This window comes from Streptomyces sp. NPDC012935 (assembly GCF_042900345.1).
GTDB lineage: Bacteria > Actinomycetota > Actinomycetes > Streptomycetales > Streptomycetaceae > Streptomyces.
This window is the reverse complement of record NZ_JBIBBC010000005.1, coordinates 257,122-277,248: the sequence shown is the minus strand read 5'-3', so window position 1 is coordinate 277,248 and position 20,127 is coordinate 257,122. Positions and strand designations below refer to the sequence as shown.

21 protein-coding genes are annotated in these 20,127 nt (G+C 71.5%); 13 read left to right on the top strand and 8 right to left on the bottom strand.

The window, feature by feature from the left end:
* Nucleotides 1-15 precede the first annotated feature (15 nt).
* A complete protein-coding gene (locus tag ACFY5C_RS15470; RefSeq protein ID WP_389444827.1) occupies nt 16-846 on the bottom strand; it encodes a class I SAM-dependent methyltransferase in 831 nt (276 codons plus the stop codon).
* 378 nt (nt 847-1,224) lie between these two features.
* On the opposite strand from ACFY5C_RS15470, the gene rpsA reads away from it, so the two are divergent.
* The 4 genes from rpsA (at nt 1,225) to ACFY5C_RS15450 (ending at nt 5,069) form a co-directional block, all read left to right on the top strand.
* A complete protein-coding gene (gene rpsA, locus ACFY5C_RS15465) occupies nt 1,225-2,727 on the top strand; it encodes a 30S ribosomal protein S1 (protein ID WP_328882335.1) in 1,503 nt (500 codons plus the stop codon).
* 256 nt (nt 2,728-2,983) lie between these two features.
* Nucleotides 2,984-3,922, top strand: coding sequence for a PAC2 family protein (locus ACFY5C_RS15460; RefSeq protein ID WP_389444570.1), 939 nt, complete (start codon nt 2,984-2,986; stop codon nt 3,920-3,922).
* A gap of 80 nt (nt 3,923-4,002) precedes the next feature.
* Nucleotides 4,003-4,638, top strand: a complete 636-nt coding sequence (gene coaE / locus ACFY5C_RS15455) for a dephospho-CoA kinase (RefSeq protein ID WP_389444569.1) — start codon at nt 4,003-4,005, stop codon at nt 4,636-4,638.
* A 50-nt stretch (nt 4,639-4,688) separates the two neighbouring features.
* Entirely contained in the window at nt 4,689-5,069 is a 381-nt protein-coding gene (locus ACFY5C_RS15450) for a tetratricopeptide repeat protein (protein WP_389444568.1), read from the top strand.
* A 7-nt stretch (nt 5,070-5,076) separates the two neighbouring features.
* Here ACFY5C_RS15450 and ACFY5C_RS15445 read toward each other — a convergent pair whose 3' ends face one another.
* Complete coding sequence (locus ACFY5C_RS15445; protein ID WP_389444567.1) at nt 5,077-5,343, bottom strand: DUF6343 family protein; 267 nt, start codon at nt 5,341-5,343, stop codon at nt 5,077-5,079.
* Between the two features lie 55 nt (nt 5,344-5,398).
* On the opposite strand from ACFY5C_RS15445, the gene ACFY5C_RS15440 reads away from it, so the two are divergent.
* Together ACFY5C_RS15440 and ACFY5C_RS15435 are read left to right on the top strand one after the other, a co-directional pair.
* Nucleotides 5,399-6,310: an acyltransferase domain-containing protein gene (locus ACFY5C_RS15440; RefSeq protein WP_389444565.1), complete on the top strand. Its 912-nt coding sequence runs from the start codon at nt 5,399-5,401 to the stop codon at nt 6,308-6,310.
* A 149-nt stretch (nt 6,311-6,459) separates the two neighbouring features.
* Nucleotides 6,460-6,933, top strand: a complete 474-nt coding sequence (locus ACFY5C_RS15435; protein WP_389444563.1) for a DoxX family protein — start codon at nt 6,460-6,462, stop codon at nt 6,931-6,933.
* A 90-nt stretch (nt 6,934-7,023) separates the two neighbouring features.
* Here the strand turns inward: ACFY5C_RS15435 and ACFY5C_RS15430 are convergent, their stop codons facing one another.
* Nucleotides 7,024-7,554, bottom strand: a complete 531-nt coding sequence (locus ACFY5C_RS15430) for an RNA-binding S4 domain-containing protein (protein ID WP_389444562.1) — start codon at nt 7,552-7,554, stop codon at nt 7,024-7,026.
* Between the two features lie 95 nt (nt 7,555-7,649).
* Between ACFY5C_RS15430 and ACFY5C_RS15425 the strand changes: the two genes are divergently transcribed.
* Together ACFY5C_RS15425 and pip are read left to right on the top strand one after the other, a co-directional pair.
* Nucleotides 7,650-8,354, top strand: coding sequence for a uracil-DNA glycosylase (locus ACFY5C_RS15425; protein ID WP_389444560.1), 705 nt, complete (start codon nt 7,650-7,652; stop codon nt 8,352-8,354).
* Between the two features lie 36 nt (nt 8,355-8,390).
* Entirely contained in the window at nt 8,391-9,353 is a 963-nt protein-coding gene (pip, locus tag ACFY5C_RS15420; protein WP_389444559.1) for a prolyl aminopeptidase, read from the top strand.
* A gap of 87 nt (nt 9,354-9,440) precedes the next feature.
* Here the strand turns inward: pip and ACFY5C_RS15415 are convergent, their stop codons facing one another.
* On the bottom strand, nt 9,441-10,115 hold the full coding sequence (locus ACFY5C_RS15415) for a GntR family transcriptional regulator (protein WP_389444557.1): 675 nt from the start codon (nt 10,113-10,115) through the stop codon (nt 9,441-9,443).
* A gap of 177 nt (nt 10,116-10,292) precedes the next feature.
* Between ACFY5C_RS15415 and ACFY5C_RS15410 the strand changes: the two genes are divergently transcribed.
* Together ACFY5C_RS15410 and ACFY5C_RS15405 are read left to right on the top strand one after the other, a co-directional pair.
* On the top strand, nt 10,293-11,777 hold the full coding sequence (locus ACFY5C_RS15410; protein ID WP_389444555.1) for an NCS1 family nucleobase:cation symporter-1: 1,485 nt from the start codon (nt 10,293-10,295) through the stop codon (nt 11,775-11,777).
* A 5-nt stretch (nt 11,778-11,782) separates the two neighbouring features.
* Nucleotides 11,783-12,502 (top strand): aspartate/glutamate racemase family protein, encoded by a 720-nt coding sequence (locus ACFY5C_RS15405; protein WP_389444553.1) that lies wholly within the window; start codon nt 11,783-11,785, stop codon nt 12,500-12,502.
* On the opposite strand, the gene ACFY5C_RS15400 is transcribed toward ACFY5C_RS15405, so the two are convergent.
* On the bottom strand, nt 12,503-12,970 hold the full coding sequence (locus ACFY5C_RS15400; RefSeq protein ID WP_389444551.1) for a GNAT family N-acetyltransferase: 468 nt from the start codon (nt 12,968-12,970) through the stop codon (nt 12,503-12,505). It lies immediately after the preceding gene.
* The gene (locus tag ACFY5C_RS15395; protein ID WP_389444550.1) at nt 12,967-13,383 is read right to left on the bottom strand and encodes a RidA family protein; all 417 of its coding nucleotides are present in this window, start codon (nt 13,381-13,383) and stop codon (nt 12,967-12,969) included. The genes ACFY5C_RS15400 and ACFY5C_RS15395 overlap by 4 nt, the downstream gene beginning before the upstream one ends.
* Nucleotides 13,384-13,858: 475 nt before the next feature.
* On the opposite strand from ACFY5C_RS15395, the gene ACFY5C_RS15390 reads away from it, so the two are divergent.
* Nucleotides 13,859-15,835 (top strand): FUSC family protein, encoded by a 1,977-nt coding sequence (locus tag ACFY5C_RS15390; protein WP_389444548.1) that lies wholly within the window; start codon nt 13,859-13,861, stop codon nt 15,833-15,835.
* 6 nt (nt 15,836-15,841) lie between these two features.
* Here ACFY5C_RS15390 and ACFY5C_RS15385 read toward each other — a convergent pair whose 3' ends face one another.
* The gene (locus ACFY5C_RS15385; protein WP_389444546.1) at nt 15,842-16,366 is read right to left on the bottom strand and encodes a class I SAM-dependent methyltransferase; all 525 of its coding nucleotides are present in this window, start codon (nt 16,364-16,366) and stop codon (nt 15,842-15,844) included.
* A 7-nt stretch (nt 16,367-16,373) separates the two neighbouring features.
* Nucleotides 16,374-17,360: an endonuclease/exonuclease/phosphatase family protein gene (locus ACFY5C_RS15380; protein ID WP_389444545.1), complete on the bottom strand. Its 987-nt coding sequence runs from the start codon at nt 17,358-17,360 to the stop codon at nt 16,374-16,376.
* Between the two features lie 137 nt (nt 17,361-17,497).
* On the opposite strand from ACFY5C_RS15380, the gene ACFY5C_RS15375 reads away from it, so the two are divergent.
* On the top strand, nt 17,498-18,850 hold the full coding sequence (locus tag ACFY5C_RS15375; RefSeq protein WP_389444543.1) for an amidohydrolase: 1,353 nt from the start codon (nt 17,498-17,500) through the stop codon (nt 18,848-18,850).
* A 33-nt stretch (nt 18,851-18,883) separates the two neighbouring features.
* Nucleotides 18,884-20,068 (top strand): cytochrome P450, encoded by a 1,185-nt coding sequence (locus ACFY5C_RS15370; protein ID WP_389444542.1) that lies wholly within the window; start codon nt 18,884-18,886, stop codon nt 20,066-20,068.
* The last annotated feature ends 59 nt before the right edge of the window (nt 20,069-20,127 follow it).

The following is a 20,127-nucleotide window of genomic DNA, read 5'->3' as shown; positions in this document are numbered from 1 at the left end:
CTCTCAGTCTCTCCCTCAGCCTCCGGCCGGGGGTGCCCCCATCTCGCTTCGCTCGCACACGAAGATCGCCGTCCCCGGGATCAGGTTCCCGCGCAGCGGCGACCAGCCACCCCACTCCGAGGTGTTCCAGGCCGGCCACTCCGGCTCCACCAGGTCCACCAGCCGCAGGCCCGCCGCCACGACGTCCCGGACCCGGTCGCCGATCGTGCGGTGATGCTCGACGTAGACCGCGCGGCCCTCGTCGTCCTGCTCGACGTAAGGAGTGCGGTCGAAGTAGGAGGCCGAGACGGTCAGGCCCTCCGGGCCCGGCTCGTCGGGGAAGGCCCAGCGGATGGGATGGGTGACGGAGAAGACGAGACGCCCTCCCGGCCGCAGCACCCGGCGCACCTCCTTCAGCACCAGCACCGGGTCGGCGACGAACGGCAGCGCGCCGTACGCCGAGCACACCAGGTCGAAGGAGGCGTCGGCGAAGGGGAGCGCACCCGCGTCGGCGCACACCAGGGGGAACGCGCCGCCGATGCGCAGCGCGTGCTGGAGCTGGCGGTGGGAGATGTCCAGGGCGACCGGGCGGGCCCCCTGCGCGGTCAGCCAGCGCGAGCACTGGGCGGCGCCGGCGCCGATCTCCAGGACGTCCTTGCCCTTGAGGTCCTCCGGCGGGCCGAGCAGCTCGGCCTCCACCTCGTCCAGGCCCTCGGGGCCCCAGACGAATCGGTCGTCGCCGAGAAACGTGCCGTGCTCGGTCTGGTACTCGTCCGCGTTCCGGTCCCACCAGCCACGGTTGGCGCGCGAGCTCTCCGCGACGCCGGACTCACGGCGCGTGGCCTCCGGTTCGTACTCTTGGATGATCGGCTCCCTCGTCGTACTCTTCCGTCACCTGAACGGCGCGGGCCCTCACGGTCGTGTCACGCAAGGGGTGCCCCAAGGCCTGCGTGGCCTCAGGAGACAGGTTTTGTGCCGGGTATGCGGCGATCCGCCCCGGGTGGGCGGCTTCGCGCATTGACCCTGTCCGGCTGCCCCCGTATGCTACAAGTTGCGCTGCGGGCCTGCGCTCCTCAGACGTAGCAGGCTGCGCTCGCATCTGTTGTATGTCCCCTCGGTTTTCGAGGCGCCATCACCTTTCCCTGGTGAGGCGCTTCCTTGGCTGTCCGGCTTCTTCAGAGCGATACGGGCTCCCGGCGTAGCAGTACCTACGACTTCAATGTCCGTACCGGAGCCCTTTCCCACATGACGAGCAGCACCGAGACCACCGCCACCACCCCGCAGGTTGCGGTCAACGACATCGGTAACGAGGAAGCCTTCCTCGCCGCGATCGACGAGACGATCAAGTACTTCAACGACGGCGACATCGTCGACGGCGTCATCGTGAAGGTCGACCGGGACGAGGTCCTGCTCGACATCGGTTACAAGACCGAAGGCGTTATCCCGAGCCGCGAGCTCTCGATCAAGCACGACGTCGACCCCAACGAGGTCGTCGCCGTCGGTGACGAGATCGAAGCCCTTGTTCTCCAGAAGGAGGACAAGGAAGGCCGCCTGATCCTCTCGAAGAAGCGCGCCCAGTACGAGCGTGCCTGGGGCACCATCGAGAAGATCAAGGAAGAGGACGGGATCGTCACCGGTACCGTCATCGAGGTCGTCAAGGGTGGTCTCATCCTCGACATCGGCCTCCGTGGCTTCCTCCCGGCCTCCCTGGTCGAGATGCGCCGCGTTCGCGACCTCCAGCCCTACGTGGGCAAGGAGCTCGAGGCCAAGATCATCGAGCTGGACAAGAACCGCAACAACGTGGTCCTGTCCCGCCGTGCCTGGCTGGAGCAGACCCAGTCCGAGGTCCGCCAGACGTTCCTCACGACCCTCCAGAAGGGTCAGGTCCGTTCCGGCGTCGTCTCCTCGATCGTCAACTTCGGTGCCTTCGTGGACCTGGGTGGCGTCGACGGTCTGGTCCACGTCTCCGAGCTCTCCTGGAAGCACATCGACCACCCCTCCGAGGTTGTCGAGGTCGGCCAGGAAGTCACCGTCGAGGTTCTCGACGTCGACATGGACCGCGAGCGTGTCTCCCTGTCGCTGAAGGCGACGCAGGAGGACCCGTGGCAGCAGTTCGCCCGGACCCACCAGATCGGTCAGGTCGTCCCGGGTAAGGTCACCAAGCTGGTTCCGTTCGGTGCGTTCGTCCGCGTGGACGAGGGCATCGAGGGTCTGGTCCACATCTCCGAGCTGGCCGAGCGCCACGTGGAGATCCCGGAGCAGGTCGTCCAGGTCAACGACGAGATCTTCGTCAAGGTCATCGACATCGACCTCGAGCGCCGCCGCATCAGCCTCTCGCTGAAGCAGGCCAACGAGTCCTTCGGTGCCGACCCGGCCTCGGTCGAGTTCGACCCGACCCTGTACGGCATGGCCGCGTCCTACGACGACCAGGGCAACTACATCTACCCCGAGGGCTTCGACCCCGAGACCAACGACTGGCTCGAGGGCTACGAGACCCAGCGCGAGGCTTGGGAGGGCCAGTACGCCGAGGCGCAGCAGCGCTTCGAGCAGCACCAGGCCCAGGTCATCAAGTCCCGCGAGGCGGACGCTGCGGCTGCCGCCGAGGGTGGCGACGCTGCGGGTGCGGCTCCGGCCGCGTCCGGTGGTGGCGGTTCGTACTCCTCCGAGGGCCCGGACAACTCCGGCGCGCTTGCCTCGGACGAGGCGCTTGCCGCGCTGCGCGAGAAGCTGGCGGGCGGCCAGAGCTGAACGCCGGCCGCTGAGGCCTAGCAGTTGACTGAGGGGCCGTACCTTTCGAGGTGCGGCCCCTCAGGCGTTTCCGGTTGTTCTTCGGGTGCCGACCGGTGGGGGCTTGTCGCGCCCACGCGGCGGAGCCGCACATCGATACAGCCCCGCGCCCCTTAAGGGCGTTGCCCAGACCGGCAAGATCAATGAGTTGCTCCCTCGGGAATGCCCACGCCCGCAAGGGCGTTGTGGCGTATGGACACGAGGAGGAGCGGTCACAGTGCTTGATCCGCAGGGTTTGTACGCATGGGAGCCGAAGGGCCTCGCCGTTGTCGACATGGCGCTTGCCCAGGAGTCGGCCGGCCTTGTCATGCTCTACCACTTCGACGGATACATCGACGCGGGTGAGACCGGCGACCAGATCGTCGACGGGCTCCTGGACTCGCTGCCCCACCAGGTCGTCGCCCGCTTCGACCACGACCGGCTGGTGGACTACCGCGCCCGACGCCCGCTGCTGACGTTCAAGCGCGACCGCTGGGCCGAGTACGAGGACCCCGCCATCGAGGTGCGGCTCGTCCAGGACGCGACCGGTGCGCCCTTCCTGCTGCTGTCCGGACCCGAGCCGGACGTGGAATGGGAGCGCTTCGCCGCTGCCGTCAAGGAGATCGTGGAGCGGCTCGGGGTGCGTCTGTCGGTGAACTTCCACGGCATCCCGATGGGCGTCCCGCACACCCGCCCGGTCGGCGTCACCCCGCACGGCAACCGCGTCGACCTCGTCCCCGGCCACCGCAGCCCCTTCGAGGAGGCGCAGGTGCCCGGCAGCGCCGAGGCCCTGGTCGAGTACCGGCTGATGGAGGCCGGGCACGACGTCCTGGGCGTCGCCGCGCACGTCCCGCACTACATCGCCCGCTCCCCGTACCCGGACGCGGCGCTCACCGTCCTGGAGGCGGTCACCGCGGCCACCGGGCTGGTCCTGCCCGGCATCGCGCACTCCCTGCGCACGGACGCCCACCGCACACAGAACGAGATCGACCGGCAGATCCGTGAGGGCGACGAGGAGCTCACCAACCTCGTGGAGGGCCTGGAGCACCAGTACGACGCGGTCGCGGGCGCCGAGAGCCGGGGCAACATGCTCGCCGAACCGGTGGACATCCCGTCGGCGGACGAGATCGGGCAGGAGTTCGAGCGATTCCTGGCGGAGCGTGAAGGCGACAACTGAGGTCCGCCGCCGACGGCGGTCCAGGGGCGAAGTACGGCCTGCCCGGTGCTTTGTCAGTGGCAGGCCCTAAGCTTCGGGTCATGCTGAAGGTGGGCCTGACCGGGGGCATCGGAGCCGGTAAGAGCGAGGTGTCGCGGCTGCTCGTGGAGCACGGGGCCGTGCTGATCGACGCGGACCGGATCGCGCGCGAGGTCGTCGCGCCCGGCACCCCCGGCCTCGCCGCCGTCGTCGAGGCGTTCGGCGAGGACGTGCTCACCGAGGACGGCAGCCTGGACCGGCCCAAGCTGGGCTCGATCGTCTTCGGCGACCCCGACCGGCTCGCCGTACTGAACTCGATCGTGCACCCCCTCGTCGGCGCCCGCTCCCGCGAGCTCGAAGAGGCCGCCGCCGAGGACACCGTCGTCGTCCACGACGTCCCGCTTCTCACGGAGAACGGACTGGCGCCGCTGTACGACGTCGTGGTCGTCGTCGACGCCGGCCCCGAGACCCAGCTCGACCGGCTCGTGCGGCTGCGCGGCATGACCGAGGAGGACGCACGCGCGCGCATGGCCGCGCAGGCGACGCGTGACAAGCGCCTGGAGATCGCGGACATCGTCATCGACAACGACGTACCACTGGAAGAACTTCAGCGGCGTGTGAAGGACGTGTGGGACGAGCTCGTGCGCAGAGCCCACGGGGCCCAGGGAAGCACTCAGCCCCGCTCGCCGCAGGAATAGCCGCGGCGCGATCACGCGTTGAACCCTTCCAGTGAGGGAAGGACTTTGCCGTGCCCGAGACCAGCGGATCGACCGGACGTACTCCGGAGACGCATGTCATCGACTTCCGCGCCGCCGAGCAACTGCTCGCCGCGCGGGATCCGCGGGGCGCGGTGAAGCTGCTCGACGGAGTCATCGCCGCGCACCCGGAGAACACCGCAGCCCGGCTGCTGCGCGCGCGTGCCTTCTTCGCCGCCGCGCAACTGCGGCCCGCCGAGCTGGAGTTCACCATCGTCCTGGAGCGCGAGCCGGACAACGCGTTCGCGCACTTCGCGCTCGCCCGGACCTACGAGCGCCGGGGCCGGCCCGACGAGGCCAAGCGCCACTTCCGGCTGGCGGCCGCGCTCGACCCGAACCCGCAGTACCTCAAGGCGGCACGGTTCGAAGCGTGAGCGGCGCCTAGCGGTGGGGATTCTCGGGCGGGCGGTACGGCGGTATGTCGCGGCCCGGCTGGTAGTGCGGGCCCTGGCGGATGTGTCTGAGGACCATGGCCATGTCGATCGTGATCACCAGCCACAGCGCCCCGCAGGCCGCCGCCCAGCCGGGGCGTCCCGCGAGCGCGAACGCTGCGGTACCGAAGATCGCCCACACCACGCCCCACACGCACAGCCAGAAACGTGCCCGCAGGGCACTGCGCGCTGTCCTGGGCTCACTGCCCGTACGCATCGGGATCACCGCTCCTTCCTGAAACGTACTCCTCGTACTCCTCGAAGGGGGCCTCGTGCTGCCGGACACCGATGAACTGGCCGAAAGCCTGCTCGACCTCGGAGTACCCCACGAGGACATCAACGATCTCGTGCGGATGGGCCCACGGGTGACGGACGACCCGGAGCTGCGGCACTTTTTGGAGCGGTCCGTCGACGAGCTCGTCCGGGGGATCGGAGAGGTCGGCGGCCCGGTCGACCTGCCCGACCTGGACTGGGCCTCGGGCCCCCTGCGGCGCTGCTTTCCGGTGTACGTGTTCGTCGCGGCGCTGCCGGCCACGCGCGCCTACCACCGTGAGCGCGGCATCCCCGTCGATGTCTCCCGACGCACCCTCGCGGACCTCGGGCGGAACATGGCCGTGCACCGCAGGCGGCATGGCCGCACGGGTGTGCAGGCACCGTGGTGGCTCGTCCATCACTTCCGTGGCGAGCTGTACCAGCTGGGGCGGCTGCAGTTCGAGCGGGCGCGGCTCGGGCAGCGTGCGGGGACGAGGCTCGCGGCGGCCGGGCTCGACGTGGGCCCCGACTCGGGCTGTCTCAACGTGCACATCCCCGACTTCTCAGGGCCGCTGTCACCGGCCGCGGTCGACCGGTCCCTGGAACTGGCCCGGGAGTTCTTCGCCGCACACTTTCCGCGGGAGCGCTACGAGGTGGTGACGTGCCACTCCTGGCTGCTGGACCCGCAGCTCAGGAAGTACCTCCCCGGGGACTCCAACATCGTGCGCTTCCAGGAGCGTTTCCGCATCGCCCAGGAGGACCGGGAGCAGGCCGACAGCGAGCCGGTCCAGTTCGTCTTCGGCGACCCCGAACTGCCGGTCGAGAACCTGCCGCGGCGCACGGCCGTGGAGCGGGCCGTCGGGGACCACCTGCGGGCGGGCGGTCATTGGTACGTGGGGCACGGGTGGCTGCCGTTCGACGGGCGCGGGTGACAGTTCTTCGTAGCGGGTGAGTCGTCTCGTAGCGGCTGAGAGTTCTCCGTAGGCGATGACGAATTGCCCTCCTGCGGCGATGAGTTCCGCAGTCGGCCCCGGTCTACCTCTCCGACAGCACCACGGAACGCTTCACCCAGGAGACCCCCATGTCCGAGACCACCGCCTCCGTCACCGCCGCCGCCTCCGCCACGGCCCGCACGTCCGGCACCGTCATCGCCGAGTCCGCGACCCCGCGCGGCCGCCGCGCCCGAATCGCCCTGCGCGGCCTGCAGATTCTGCTGGCCCTCTTCTACGGGATCGCGAGCGCGCTGCCGAAGCTGATCGCGCACCCGTCGGCCGCCGAGGGCTTCGACGAGCTCGGCTGGGGCAGCGCGGGGATGTACACCATCGGTGCGCTCGAACTGGCCGGGGCCATAGCGCTGTTGATCCCGGTGCTGCAGTCGGTGGCGGCGATGGCGCTGAGCGCGCTGATGGTCGGCGCGTTCGTCGTCACCATCACCGCCTTCGGCGGCGAGAACGCCGCGACACCGCTCATCCTGATCGTGCCCCTCGCCCTGATCGCCTGGGCGCGGCGGAGCTCGAACGCGGATCTGCTGCGGCTGGTACGACGACGCGCGTGACAGGAGCGTCTGTGCGCCTGTCCGCTGTGCGGAACGATTCGGTGGCGTCCGGCCCGGGCCTCTCGGTCCGCCGGACGCCGCCGTCGTATGTCACCGTCCGCGCGGTCGTTCCGCGCCGCCGCCCATGAGTCCGCGGAGTCGTTCCAGCTCGCGGCGGTCCCGCTTGGTCGGGCGGCCCGTGCCGCGGTCGCGGATGCCCGCCGGGGCGACTGCCTCGCGCGGCGGGGGAGGGGGCGAGTTGTCGACGTAGCACTGGATTGCCACCGGTGCGCCGACCCGCTTGCGGATCAGCCGCTTGACGATGACGATGCGCTCCCGGTTCTCCTGGCGCAGACGCACCTCGTCGCCGATGCGCAGGGAGTGGGAGGGCTTCACGTTCTGGCCGTTCACGCGCACATGCCCGCCCTTGCAGGCGGTGGCGCCCATGGAGCGGGTCTTGACCAGGCGTACGGCCCAGATCCAGCTGTCGATCCGTACGGACCCGCCGCTCTGCGGACCGGCGGCCTCGGCCGCGGCCACGGCGGCGGCGATCTGCGGGTCGACGGCCGGCTGCGCGTCGGCCGTTTCCGGCTGCCCCTCGGCCGTGCCGCCGGCCTTCTCCTCGTCATCCTCGGAAGCCATGCCTCGACCTTAGTCCCGTCCCGCCCTCGCAGTCCCCGCACGCAGTCCCCGCACGCAGCCTTCGTACGGGGCCGCGACGGCCTTACGGTGGAGCTGTGGACGCCCTGGCCGATCTCGACCGCACCCTCGCGGGCTGCCGGGCCTGCCCGCGGCTGGTCGACTGGCGTGAGGAAGTGGCCCGCACGAAGCGCGCCGCCTTCGCCGACCAGACGTACTGGGGCCGCCCGGTGCCCGGCTTCGGCCCGCCGGACGCCCGGCTGCTGATCATCGGGCTCGCCCCGGCCGCGCACGGGGGCAACCGCACCGGGCGGATGTTCACCGGGGACCGCTCCGGAGACGTGCTGTACCAAGCGCTGTACGACGTCGGCCTCGCCTCGCAGCCCACGTCGGTCGCCGTCGATGACGGCCTTGAACTGTACGGCGTGCGCGTCACGGCCCCGGTGCACTGCGCACCGCCCGCCAACAAACCCACGCCGGGTGAGCGCGATACCTGCCGGTCCTGGCTGGTGCGGGAGCTGAGGCTGCTGCGCCCGACCGTGCGGGCCGTCGTCGTACTGGGCGCCTTCGGCTGGCAGGCGACCCTGCCCGCGCTGGTGGAGGCGGGGTGGAGCGTGCCCAGGCCGCGGCCGGCGTTCGCGCACGGTGCGCGGGTCCCGCTGGACGGCGCCGCGAGCCCGGACGGGCTCGACCTCTTCGGGTGCTTCCACGTCAGCCAGCGCAACACCTTCACCGGCAGGCTCACGCCCGAGATGCTGCGGGACGTCCTGCGTACGGCGGCGGAGGCGGCCGGCCTGAAATGAGGGCGGGGCGGGACGTGCCGTCGATACGGTGCCCGGATGACCCTCTACCCGGAGATCGAACCGTACGGCCACGGCATGCTCGACGTCGGCGACGGCAACCACGTCTACTGGGAGACCTGCGGGAACCCGCACGGCAAGCCGGCGCTCGTGCTGCACGGCGGGCCGGGCTCCGGGTGCACCCCGTACTTCCGGCGGCTGTTCGATCCGGCCGTCTACCGGATCGCGCTGCTCGACCAGCGCGGGTGCGGGCGTTCGACGCCGCACGCGAGCGCGTACGAGACCGACATGAGCGTGAACACGACGGCTCATCTCGTCGCCGACCTGGAGCTGCTGCGCCGGCACCTGGGGATCGACCGGTGGTTGGTGTGGGGTGTGTCGTGGGGGTCGGTGCTGGGACTGCGCTATGCGCAGACGTATCCGGGGGTCGTGTCCGAGCTGGTGCTGACCGGGGTCGCCACCGGGTCGAACCCCGAAGTGGCCCTGCTGACCAGGGGGTTGGGGCGGATCTTCCCGGCGGAGTTCGAGCGGTTCGTGGGTGAGCTGCCGCCCGGGGAGCGTGACGGCAACCTTGCCGCCGCGTACAACAGGCTGATCGAGTCGCCCGAGGCGGGCGTGCGGGCGCGGGCGGCGCGGGCCTGGACGGACTGGGAGACGGCGTGCGTCCCCGCCCCGCCCCGGTCGGTCCCGCGATACGAGGACGAGCGGTTCCGCATGGGCTTCGCCCGTACCGTCACGCACTACTTCGGCAACGACCACTTCCTGGGCGAGGGCAACGACGAGGGCGTCGTCCTGCGGGACGCCCCGCGGCTGAAGGGCATCCCCGGCACTCTCGTCCAGGGCAGCCTGGACTTCGGCAATCTGCTCGGGACCGTGTGGCGGCTCCACCAGGCCTGGCCCGGCAGCGAGTTGGTCGTCATCGACGACGTGGGGCACGACGCGGGGGCGCCGACCGCGGCGGCGGCGCTGGTGGCGGCGACGGACAAGTACGCGGGCAGGTGACGGCCGAGAACGGCGGCCGCCAGGAGAGTTGCCCGGCTGGGAGAGTTGCCCGGCTGGGGGAGTTGCCCGGCTAGGAGAGTCGCCCGGCTAGGAGAGTTCCTCCGCCGCCGCCTCGCCGAAGAGCTGCCGTACCGTCGAGCGGTGGTTGGTGCGCACGTGGGTGAGTGCGTGGGCGCGGGCCCGGTTCGGGTCGCCGGAGGCGATCGCCTCGTACAACTCACGGTGCTCCACGAGGAGTTGGGGCCACTCTTCGTTGCGCCGGGTCATCCAGCGCAGGCGGCCCGCGACCGGTTCCAGCGCCTCGATCAGCAGGGTGTTGCCGGCCATGGCGACGATGCGGTCGTGCAGCCGGCTGTTGACGTCCGTGATCGCTTCCGCGTCACCCGCCTCGGTCGCGGTGGCCGCCTGGTCGAGGAGCCCCTCCACCTCGGCGAGGTCCTCGGGCGTCGCCCGTGACGCGGCGAGTCCGGCCGCGTACACCTCCAGGGCTTCGCGCAGTTCGAAGAGCTCCTTGACGTCGGCCGGGGTCAGTCGGCGTACGACCGTACGGCGGGCCGACTCGAACTGGACGAAGCCCTCAGCGACCAGGGCCCGGATCGCCTCGCGGACCGGGACGCGCGAGACGCCCAGGCGCTCGGCCAGCTCCCGCTCGACGAGCCGGTCACCGGGCCGGAGGCGGCCGGCGATGATGTCCTGCCGCAGGGTCGCCAGGACGCGTTCCCGTACCGCGCCCAGGGGTTCGGTCTTCGTCGTGGAGCTCATGGGGCCATCTTCGCCGACTCCGGGTGTGATTTACGGAGCGTTAACAGGAGCGACATCGGTCAGAACGGTTGACGGGAGGACTATGTCGGCAGTTTGGTATACCAAACGAGCCTCGGCGTCCTCAATAAGGCGCCCCCTCCACAAGCAGTCCTCCGTCCCCCGGCTCCTGGAGGCCCCGTGTCCCTCGCCGACCGTGCCGAAGCCACCGGCACAGCAGCGTTCGTCCCCGATCCCCGGCTCACCAACGAAGACCTCGCGCCCGCCGGCAAGCGCAACTGGAAGGTCTTCGACCTCTTCGCCCTGTGGATGTCCGACGTCCACAACCTCGGCAACTACACGTTCGCGGCCGGTCTGCTGGTGCTCGGCATGAACGTGTGGCAGGTCTTCACCTCCCTGCTCGTCGGCTTCGTGCTCATCTACGTCGGCATGAACTGGATGGGGAAGATCGGCCAGCGTCACGGCGTCCCGTTCCCCGTCGTCAGCCGCATCAGCTTCGGCGTCTGGGGCGCCAACATCCCGGCGCTGATCAGGGCCGTGATCGCCATCATGTGGTACGGCATCCAGACCTACCTGGCCTCGGTCGCGGTGAACGTGATGCTGCTGGCCGCCTGGCCCGGCCTGGAGTCCTGGACGCACAGCTCCTTCCTGGGCCTGCACGCGCTCGGCTGGGTGTCGTTCCTCTCCCTGTGGCTGATCCAGGCGCTGATCATCAGCCGGGGCATGGAGTCGGTGCGCAAGTTCCAGGACTTCTGCGGCCCGGCGATCTGGATCGTGATGATCGCGCTGGCTGTGTGGATCCTCGCCAAGGCAGGCTGGACGATCTCGCTCACGACCACCCCCCACCCGGTGTCCGTCGGCGAGCAGTGGCGGCAGTGGTTCGGCGCGATCGGCCTGATCCTCGCCACGTACGGCACGCTGATGCTCAACTTCTGCGACTTCTCGCGCTTCGCGCCGGACTACCGGACGGTCAGGAAGGGCAACTTCTGGGGCCTGCCCATCAACTCCACCGCCTTCGTGGTCGTCTCGGTGATCGTCACGGCCGGATCGCTGGAGGTGTTCGGCGAGGCCATCACGGACCCCGCGGAGCTGGTGGCGAAGGTCGGCAACACGTGGGTCCTGGTGCTCGCCGCCCTGACGTTCGCCATCGCCACGATGGGCGTCAACATCGTCGCCAACTTCGTCTCACCGGCGTACGACCTGGCCAACGTCTGGCCGCAGAAGATCACCTTCAAGGTCGGCGGCATGATCAGCACGGTGGCGGCGCTCGTGGTGACGCCGTGGAATCTGTTCTCGAACCCGACGGTCGTCAACTACTTCCTCGGCGGCCTGGGCGCCTTCCTGGGCCCGCTGTTCGGCGTGATCATGGTCGACTACTACCTGGTCAAGCGGGGCCGGGTGGACGTGAACGAACTGTTCTCGGCCGAGCCGGGTTCGCGCTACCACTACCGCAAGGGCGTCAACCCCAAGGCGCTGTGGGCGTTCCTGCCGGCGGCCGGTGTCGCGGCGGTGCTGGCGCTGGTGAGGACGTTCAGCGATGTGGCGCCGTACTCGTGGTTCATCGGGACGTCGATGGCGGCGGGGTTGTATCTGGTGCTGTGCCGCGAGGAGCGGGCCGCCGGGGCCGATCAGCCCGCTGCCGGGTCCGTGGCGCGGGAGGTCTGAAGGACGTGCGGATCGTCGTCACCAACTGCAACACCACGCAGGAGATGACCGAGGAGATCGTACGAGGTGCCCGGGCCGCCGCAGGCCCGGGCACCACCGTGCTCGGGCTTACCCCCGGGTGGGGGCCCGAGTCGGCCGAGGGCTGGCTCGACAGCTACCTCTCGGCGGCGGCGGTGATGGACGCGCTGCGGACGTACGACGGTCCCGCCTACGACGCGGTCGTCATGGCCGGCTTCGGGGAGCACGGGCGCGAGGGCGTCCGGGAACTGGTGGACGTACCGGTCGTCGACATCACGGAGGCGGCCGCGCACCTGGCCTGTCTGCTCGGGCACCGGTACGGGGTGGTGACCACGCTGGAGCGCTCGTGCGGGCAGATCGAGGACAGCCTGGAGACCGCAGGCGTGGGCCGCAACTGCGTCGCCGTGATCGGCACGGGGCTCAAGGTGCTGGAACTGGATGACGCCGATCGCACCGAGTCCGCCTTCCTGGCGGCCGCCGAACGGGCGCGGGACGCGGGTGCGGAGGTGTTGGTGCTGGGCTGTGCCGGGATGACCGGGCTGCAGCGCGTCATGGGGGAGAAGCTGGGGGTTCCGGTTGTCGACGGGGTGGGGGCGGCCGTGAAGCTCGCCGAGTCACTGGTGGGGTTGGGGCTGAGGACGAGCCGGGTCGCAGGGTATGCGCGGCCACTGCCGAAGAGGCGGGTGTGGGGGCGGATGCAGGAGTGATCACCGGGAGCCGGGGCCGCCGGGACGCCAGACGTAGCGCACGTCCGGCTCCTGCTCCTCGTTCCCGCTGCCGTCCGTGTACTCGACGGCGACGAAGCCGTGGCGCTCGTAGAAGCGGTGGGCGGGCTTGTTGACCTGGAAGGTCCACAGGCTCAGCCCGGTCGGGCGGCGCCGCTTGGCGAGGTCGACGAGACGGTCGCCGACCCCTCGGCCACGCCAGTCGGGGTCCAGGTAGAGCTGGGAGAGCTGGTCGGTGTCGAGGACCATCAGGCCGACGATCCGGCCGGCGGCCTCGGCGACCCAGGTCTCCCTGAGCAGCACCACCACCTCCCGGAAGTACGTCCGCACGTCGTCGTCGGAGCGCGGCCGGACCACCGTCGGCAGCGCGGCGGCGAACGACCGCAGCCAGACGTCGGCCGCGGCACCGGCATCGGTGGGCTTGGCACGTCGGAGCGCCACGGGCGTCATGAGCGGGGCGCCCCCTCCGGGACGGCGGCCGTGGCCGTGATCTCCACCAACTGACCCGTGTATCCGAGGCAGGCCACCCCGAGCAGCGTCGACGAGTGCGGACCGATGCTCAGCCCTGACGCCTCGACGACCTCCCAGACGGCGGACAGCACCGCCGGCTCACCGCTCACGACGTACACGTCGGTCGACAGGACGTGTGCCAAGTCGCTCCCGATCGCCTCCAGTTGCGTTTCGAGGTTGGCGATCACCTGCTCGGCCTGCCGCACCGGGTCTCCTTCGCCGACGAGGTTCCCGTCCCTGTCGAGGGGCACGGATCCGGCGAGGAAGGCGAGCCTTGTGCCGGCTTCGACGACGGAGGCGTGGGAGTAGGTGGGGGGTGGGAACAGGGCGGGGGACGTGCGGCGTCGGATCATGGGGGCTCCTGGGCGGTGCAGCGCAGTCGGCGGCCAATCTGCCGATCATGCGCGCCCCGCGCCACGCCTCGCATCCGATTTTCCCCGCGCCGCTCGCACCGCCCGCCGGCGCGCCACGCGGTGGCGGAGGTAGACCTCCTTCGAGCTGCAGGTGCGGGTCTCGACGAGTTCGAGATCCACCCGGCGCCGCGCACCAGAATTCCTCCTCGGTGACGGATGGACAGTACGACCGCCGACCGCCGACCGCCGACCGCCGACCGCCGAGCGCCGACCGCCGACCGCCGAGCGCCGGACGCAGCGGAAGCGTCACCGCAGTTGCGTTCATAAAGAACGTGGCGTTTCCACGCATCGTCACCTTCCCGAAACGTCGGCGTCCCACGGCCTCCAAGAGCCCGCCCTACCGTGGACACCACAGCCCGAGCCCGGCCACCGTCGCCCGAAGGCACACCCCCGCCCTCGCCCCGACAGGAGCCCTGTGTCCCGCCCCGTACGTCCGGCCCTCGCCCTGCCGCCCTGGCTCGCCCACACCCTGCGCGCCCAGCGCGGCCCGGTCCCCTGGAGTGCGGTGGTCCGGGGAGCCCTGGCCGCCGGGCCGCTCCTCCTCGTCGCCGTGCTCGCCGGCCGCGCCTCTCTCGGTGTCGTCGCCGCCATCGCCGCCATGCTCGCCGGTATCAACGACCGAGCCGGCAGCCGTCGTGTCTCCGTCCATCGGCTCGGAGTGCCCGCTCTGGCGGGGGCGGCCGGGCTCCTCGTCGGGACGATGGCCGGGGATCGTCTCGGGGCCGCTGCGCTCACCCTCCTCCTCACCGGGCTCGGGCTCATCGCGGGAGGGATCAGCGCCGTCGGACCCGTCGCGTCCGCGTCCGGGACGCAGCTACTCGTCGCCTCCGCCATCGGGGCGGGGATGCCGCTGCCGGAGAGCGGGTGGCTGCGGGCGCTCGCCTATCTGGGCGGTGCCGCCTGGCTGCTCGGGCTGCGGCTGGCCCTCCCCACACCCGGCTCCCTCGTCGGTGACTTCCGGTTCGACGGCGAGCGTGCCGCCGTAGCCGACGTGTACGACGCCGTCGCGGACCTCCTCGACGCCGCCGGCACCCGGCACGCCACCGCCCGCCGGGTCGCGCTCACCGCCGCCCTCGACCATGCGCAGGATGCCCTCACCGGCCCCCGGCTGCGGCGATACGCCTCCTCGTCCGGCGAGCGGCGGCTGCACGCGCAGTACGCGGCCGCCCTGCCCCTCGCCGAGGCCGCGACGGCGCTCGCCTGGGCCGGGGGAGCGGTGCCCGCGCGGGCATCCGAAGGCCCCCGCCGCCTCGCCGCTGCCGTACGTGGCAACACCCACACCGGCCCGCTCCCCGCCCCGTCCCGCTCCGCGCCCGCCCTGCGCGCCCTGGACGATGCCCTGCTGCACGCCGCCGAGGCGTTCGACCGGGGCCGGGGCGACCGCGACCTGCACACCCGGCGTCGTACGGCCGCGGATCTCGCCCGATCCGTGTTCGGGGCCGGCGGACGGGAGTACGGCCTGCGCGTCGCCCTCTGCTTCGGCGCCAGCGCCGCCATCGCCCAGGCGCTGCACCACACCCGGTGGTACGGGCAGCACGAGCACTGGTACTGGCTCCCCGCCACCGCCGTCTTCCTCGTCAAGCCCGACCTGGGGCCGCTCGCGTCCCGCGTGCTGTGCCGGGCCGCCGGCACCGTGCTGGGAGCCCTGCTCTTCGCCGGGTTCGCGGCCGTACTGCCCCGGCCGGAGGGGCTCATCGCGCTCGTGGCGCTCAGTGGCGCCCTGATTCCCGTCGCCACCCGGCACTTCGCCGCCCAGACCGCCGTCGTCACGGTTCTCGTGCTCGCCCTGGTCATGGTGGGCGGCGAGCCGCAGGCCTCCGTGAGCAGGATCGGCGAGACGCTGCTGGCCTGCGCGATCGTGCTGGTCGTGGGGCATCTGCCGATGCCGGGGCAGCGGGGCGGGGGCGTACGGTCCCGCCTCGCGACGGCGGACCGGGCGGCACATGCCTATCTCGCGCATGTGCTGCGTGAGTCCGAGGCCACCAGTGCGAGTCGCGAGGCCGACGTCCCCCACATGCCGTACGAGCCCACCCCGCCCCCCATCGCCCCCCGCGCCGACCCCCGCACCGATCCCCGCGCCGTCCGCTGGACCCTCCGCCGCGAGGCCTACCGTGCTCTCGCCGAGGCCCGTACCGCGATCGCCCTCGCCGCCGCCGAGCTTCCCGCGCTCGCCCGGCACACGGAGGGCGCGGACGAGGTCGTCGCCACCCTCGAACAGCTCGTCGACACGACCACCGCGTGTGCCGTGCACCTCGACGACTCGGGCCGGCTCACGCCCTGGCACACCGCTCAGCTCACCCAGTTGCTGGAGGAACTCGCTGCGGAGCGCGACCGGGCCGGGCTGCACGGGCCACGGGGCCGCGCCACCCCGGACGTCCGCCTCGCCGGGTGACGACCGTCAGCCTTGGGCCCGCACGCACACCAACCTGCTCCCCGCCCCGGTCACCCCCACCCGTACCGCCGCCGCGAACCCCTGCGCCGCCACGGCCGCCGACACCTTCCCGGCGATCTGCTCGGCCCGGCGCGCGTCCGGCGGCTCCCAGCACAGGCACAGGGCGCCGCCCGGCACCAGCCAGCGCCTGAGCGCAGCCAACTCCCTGTCAGGGGAGCGCGCCCAGAAGAGGTTCACGTTGACGGCGAGGACCTTGTCGAAGGACGCCTCGGGGAAGGCGGAATCCGCCAGGGCGGCCGTGTGGAAGACCGCCCTGCCCGCGGCCACGTGCTCCTCATCACGGCGCCGCGCCGCCTCCACCGCCGTGGCCGAGCGGTCGATCGCCGTCACCGTGCCCGAGGTGAGCCGCTCGCAGATCAGGGCGACCGCGACTCCCCGCCCGCAGCCGATCTCCAGCACCCGGTCGCCGGGCGTGAGGCCGAGGTTCTCCACCGCCCAGGTCAGGCGCTCCGGGACCGGCCCCCGTGGCACGGCGCTGTCAGCCGCCGAAACGTATCCACACCGGCGCGTGGTCCGACCCCGGGGTCCCGACCCGCTCCGTCGGGTCGTCGCCGACCGACGGCAGTTCGAGGGCCCGGTCCTGCTGGTCGGGCAGGCCGGTGCCCGCCTCCGAGACGCGGTGGACCAACCGGTGGCTGGTCAGGACGTGGTCGATCAGCTCCCCACGTCCGAAGTTGACGCGGGAGAAGCGCCGCTTCACGGGTATCAGCGGGGCCACGTTCCACAGCCGGAACGCATCGCCCAGATCGGGGTCCCTGAACGCGCGTTCCCTGTCGAGCTCGGAGCCCGGAGGGCCGAGCAGGATCTGCGTCGTCGCGGCGTTCACCACGTCGTTCATGTCGCCGAGGAGGGCCACGTCCCGCTCGCGCCCGTCGTCCTCGAGCAGGAAGTCCGCGAGGCCGCGCAGGGTCGCCGCCTCGGCGGCCCGGCGGTAGAGGGCGTACGCGCCGAAGCGGGCCCGTTCGGCCTCGTCGTGCGGGTGGAAGCGCGACTTGCTGCCGTTGCCCGGGTACGTCAGCAGTTTCGACTTCAGGTGCGCCACGGCCACCCGCAGGGGCCCGTCCGCCGTGTCGACCTCCACCGCCAGGAATCCGCGGCTCGCCTCCCGGTCGTGGTCGCCGGGCTGCGCGCCGTCGTCGCTCTGCACGGGGCGCAGCTTCTGTGCGAACACACGCGTGTCCCGAAGCACTCGCATCGGCGTCCGGCTGATGAAGCCCACACGTATGCCGCGGCCGTCCCGGTGCCGGGAGAGCGCCGTGTGCCACTCCCCGCCCACCGCCCGGACCAGGTCGTCGAGTGCCTCTTCCTGCTTGACCTCCTGGACGCCCAGCAGCATCGGGTCGAGCGCGGTGATCACCGAGGCCAGGGACGCCACTTTCGCCTCGTACTCGGCGTCGGTGTCGGGCGCGCCGTCACCGCTGCCCGGCAGCATCAGATTCTCGAGATTCCAGGTACCGAGGAGCATGTGGGGCCCCTTTCCGGAAGCCGTGCGACGGGCGGTGGTGAGGCAAGAGTGCACGTGCTCACCCCGCCGGGACAGAGCGCCGACGGGATACGCGGTTCACCCCGTCCGGGGGCACGACCGCGTCGTACGGTGACTGCATGACGCCTTCTCCCGCCGGTCTCATCATCACCCGGTGCACGGTGCTCACGCACGACGATCAAGAGCGGATCGGATTCGCCGACGACGCCGCGATCGTCGTACGGGACGGGGTCGTCGAGGCGGTGATCAGCAGCGCGGAGGCAGCAGAGCTGGCCGCGACCGAGCGTATCGACGCCCATGGCCAGGTCGCCCTCCCCGGCCTCGTCAACTGCCACACCCACGCCCCCATGGTCGCCCTGCGCGGGGTCGCCGAGGACCTGCCCACCGAGGAGTGGTTCAACGACGTCGTGTGGCCGATCGAGTCCAACCTCACGGAGAGGGACGTGCAGTTGGGGGCGCGGCTCGCCTGCGCCGAGATGATCCGCGGCGGGGTCACCTGTTTCGCCGACCACTACTTCTCGATGGACGCCGTCGCCGCCGTGGTCGAGGAGTGCGGGATGCGTGCCCACCTCGGCGAGGCCTACTTCTCGTCCCAGGGCCCTCAAGGGCGCGAGAAGTCCCTGGAGTTCGCGCTACGGCATCGCGGGGGCGCGGGCGGCCGTATCACCACCACCCTCGCCCCGCACGCGCCCTACACCGTCGACGACGCCGACCTGGCCGCCACCGCCGAACTCGCCCGTGAGCACGATCTGCCCGTCCACCTCCACGCCTCCGAGAACCGCGACCAGGCCGAGGCGAGTCTCGCCCGCCACGGGGTCACGCCCATCGAGGTGCTCCGGCGCACCGGCATCCTCGACGTCGACGTCCTCATCGCGCACGGCACGGGCATCCTCGAGCGCGACCTGCCGATCCTGCGGAACGCCGCCGGTCGGGTAGCCGTCGCCAGCGCCCCGCGCGGCTACCTCAAGTTCGCCTGGCCCACCACGACACCCGTACGCGCGCTGCGGGACCTCGGCATCCCGGTCGGCCTCGCCACGGACGGCGCCGCCTCCAACAACTCCCTCGACGTATGGGAGTCGATGGCCCTCACCGCCCTCGTCCAGAAGTCGGCCACCGGTGATCCCCGCTGGCTGACCGCCCGTCAAGCCCTGCACCACGCCACGCTCCAGAGCGCCCGCGCCGTCGGACTCGGTGAGGTCGTCGGCAGCATCGCACCGGGCCGGCGTGCCGACATCGTCCTCCTCGATCTCACCGGCCCGCACACCCAGCCCGTCCACGACCTCGCCGCCACGCTCGTGCACAGCGCCCGCTCCTCCGACGTCCGCACGACGATCGTGGACGGGCGCGTGCTGATGCGCGACCGGGAGCTGCTGACCATCGATGTGCCCGCCGTCGTAGGCGAGTTGGGGGAGCGGATGCCCGCGCTCCTGGACCGCAGTCACGGCAAGCGCATCCAGGAGTACGACACCTGAGCCGAGTGCACCCGAGTGCATAGGCTGAGGTCCATGGATCTCGCCGACGGCCTCCTCGATCACCCGTACGACGTGTACCGGCGCCTGCGCGACACCGCCCCTGTGCACCGCATCGCCGGCCCCGACGGCAGTCCCGCCTGGCTCGTCACCCGCTACGACGACGTCCGCGAGGCGCTCGCAGACCCACGGCTGTCCCTGGACAAACGGCATGCGGCGCCCGGCACTTACCGCGGGCTCGCCCTCCCTCCCGCCCTCGACGCCAACCTGCTCAACATGGACCCGCCCGACCACTCCCGTATCCGCCGCCTGGTCGGCCGTGCCTTCACCCCGCGTCGCGTCGAACAGCTCCGCGCGCCCATACGGCGGACCGCCGACCGTCTCCTCGACGCCCTCGGCCGCCACGGCACCACCGACCTGATCGCCTCCTACGCCGCCCCCCTCCCCATCACGGTCATCTGCGACCTCCTCGGCGTCCCGGACGAGCACCGACGGGACTTCCGGGAGTGGACCGACGCCCTGGTCGCCCCCGACCCGGCGCGGCCGCAGGCCGCGAAGGAGGCCGTCGGGGCGATGCTCGGGTTCTTCACCCGGCTCCTCGCCGACAAGCGCGGGAAACCGGCCGACGACCTGCTCTCCGACCTCGTCGCGGTCCGCGACACGGACGGCGACCGGCTGGGCGAGGACGAGCTGATGTCCCTCGCCTTCCTCATCCTGTTCGCCGGCTACGAGAACACCGTGCAGCTCATCGGCAACGCCGTGCTCGCCCTGCTCGACCATCCCGAACAGCTCGCTGCCCTGCGCGAGGATCCGTCCCGAATTCCCTCCGCCGTCGAGGAGTTCGCCCGCTACGACGGCCCCGCCCTGCTCGCCATCCGGCGCTTCCCGACCGCGGACATCACCATCGGCGGTGTCCGCGTCCCCGCCGGGGACACCGTCCTGCTCTCCCTCTCCGCCGCCAACCGCGACCCCGCCCGCTTCCCCGACCCCGCCCGCCTCGACCTCGGCCGCGACGCCTGCGGTCACCTCGCGCTCGGACACGGGATCCACTACTGCCTCGGCGCCCCGCTCGCCCGCGCCGAGACCGAGATCGCCCTGGCCGCCCTCCTGGAACGGTTCCCCGAACTCGCCCTCGCCGACGGCGACCTCCGGTGGCGCCGCTCGCTGCGCGCCCGTGGCCTGCTCGCGCTGCCGGTGACGTACTCCGAGAAAATCTCGTGAATTCTCCGGGCGGGCGATGAGTTACGCCCCTCGCGCCGGTCACCACCCAGAACGGACCG

Excerpts from the sequence above, each read along its gene's own strand:
- rpsA (WP_328882335.1), top strand. The coding sequence starts at position 1,225 with ATGACGAGCAGCACCGAGACCACCGCCACCACCCCGCAGGTTGCGGTC.
- coaE (WP_389444569.1), top strand. The coding sequence starts at position 4,003 with ATGCTGAAGGTGGGCCTGACCGGGGGCATCGGAGCCGGTAAGAGCGAG.
- ACFY5C_RS15445 (WP_389444567.1), bottom strand. The coding sequence starts at position 5,343 with ATGCGTACGGGCAGTGAGCCCAGGACAGCGCGCAGTGCCCTGCGGGCA.
- ACFY5C_RS15435 (WP_389444563.1), top strand. The coding sequence starts at position 6,460 with ATGTCCGAGACCACCGCCTCCGTCACCGCCGCCGCCTCCGCCACGGCC.
- ACFY5C_RS15430 (WP_389444562.1), bottom strand. The coding sequence starts at position 7,554 with ATGGCTTCCGAGGATGACGAGGAGAAGGCCGGCGGCACGGCCGAGGGG.
- pip (WP_389444559.1), top strand. The coding sequence starts at position 8,391 with ATGACCCTCTACCCGGAGATCGAACCGTACGGCCACGGCATGCTCGAC.
- ACFY5C_RS15415 (WP_389444557.1), bottom strand. The coding sequence starts at position 10,115 with ATGAGCTCCACGACGAAGACCGAACCCCTGGGCGCGGTACGGGAACGC.
- ACFY5C_RS15400 (WP_389444551.1), bottom strand. The coding sequence starts at position 12,970 with ATGACGCCCGTGGCGCTCCGACGTGCCAAGCCCACCGATGCCGGTGCC.
- ACFY5C_RS15395 (WP_389444550.1), bottom strand. The coding sequence starts at position 13,383 with ATGATCCGACGCCGCACGTCCCCCGCCCTGTTCCCACCCCCCACCTAC.
- ACFY5C_RS15380 (WP_389444545.1), bottom strand. The coding sequence starts at position 17,360 with ATGCTCCTCGGTACCTGGAATCTCGAGAATCTGATGCTGCCGGGCAGC.
- ACFY5C_RS15375 (WP_389444543.1), top strand. The coding sequence starts at position 17,498 with ATGACGCCTTCTCCCGCCGGTCTCATCATCACCCGGTGCACGGTGCTC.
- ACFY5C_RS15370 (WP_389444542.1), top strand. The coding sequence starts at position 18,884 with ATGGATCTCGCCGACGGCCTCCTCGATCACCCGTACGACGTGTACCGG.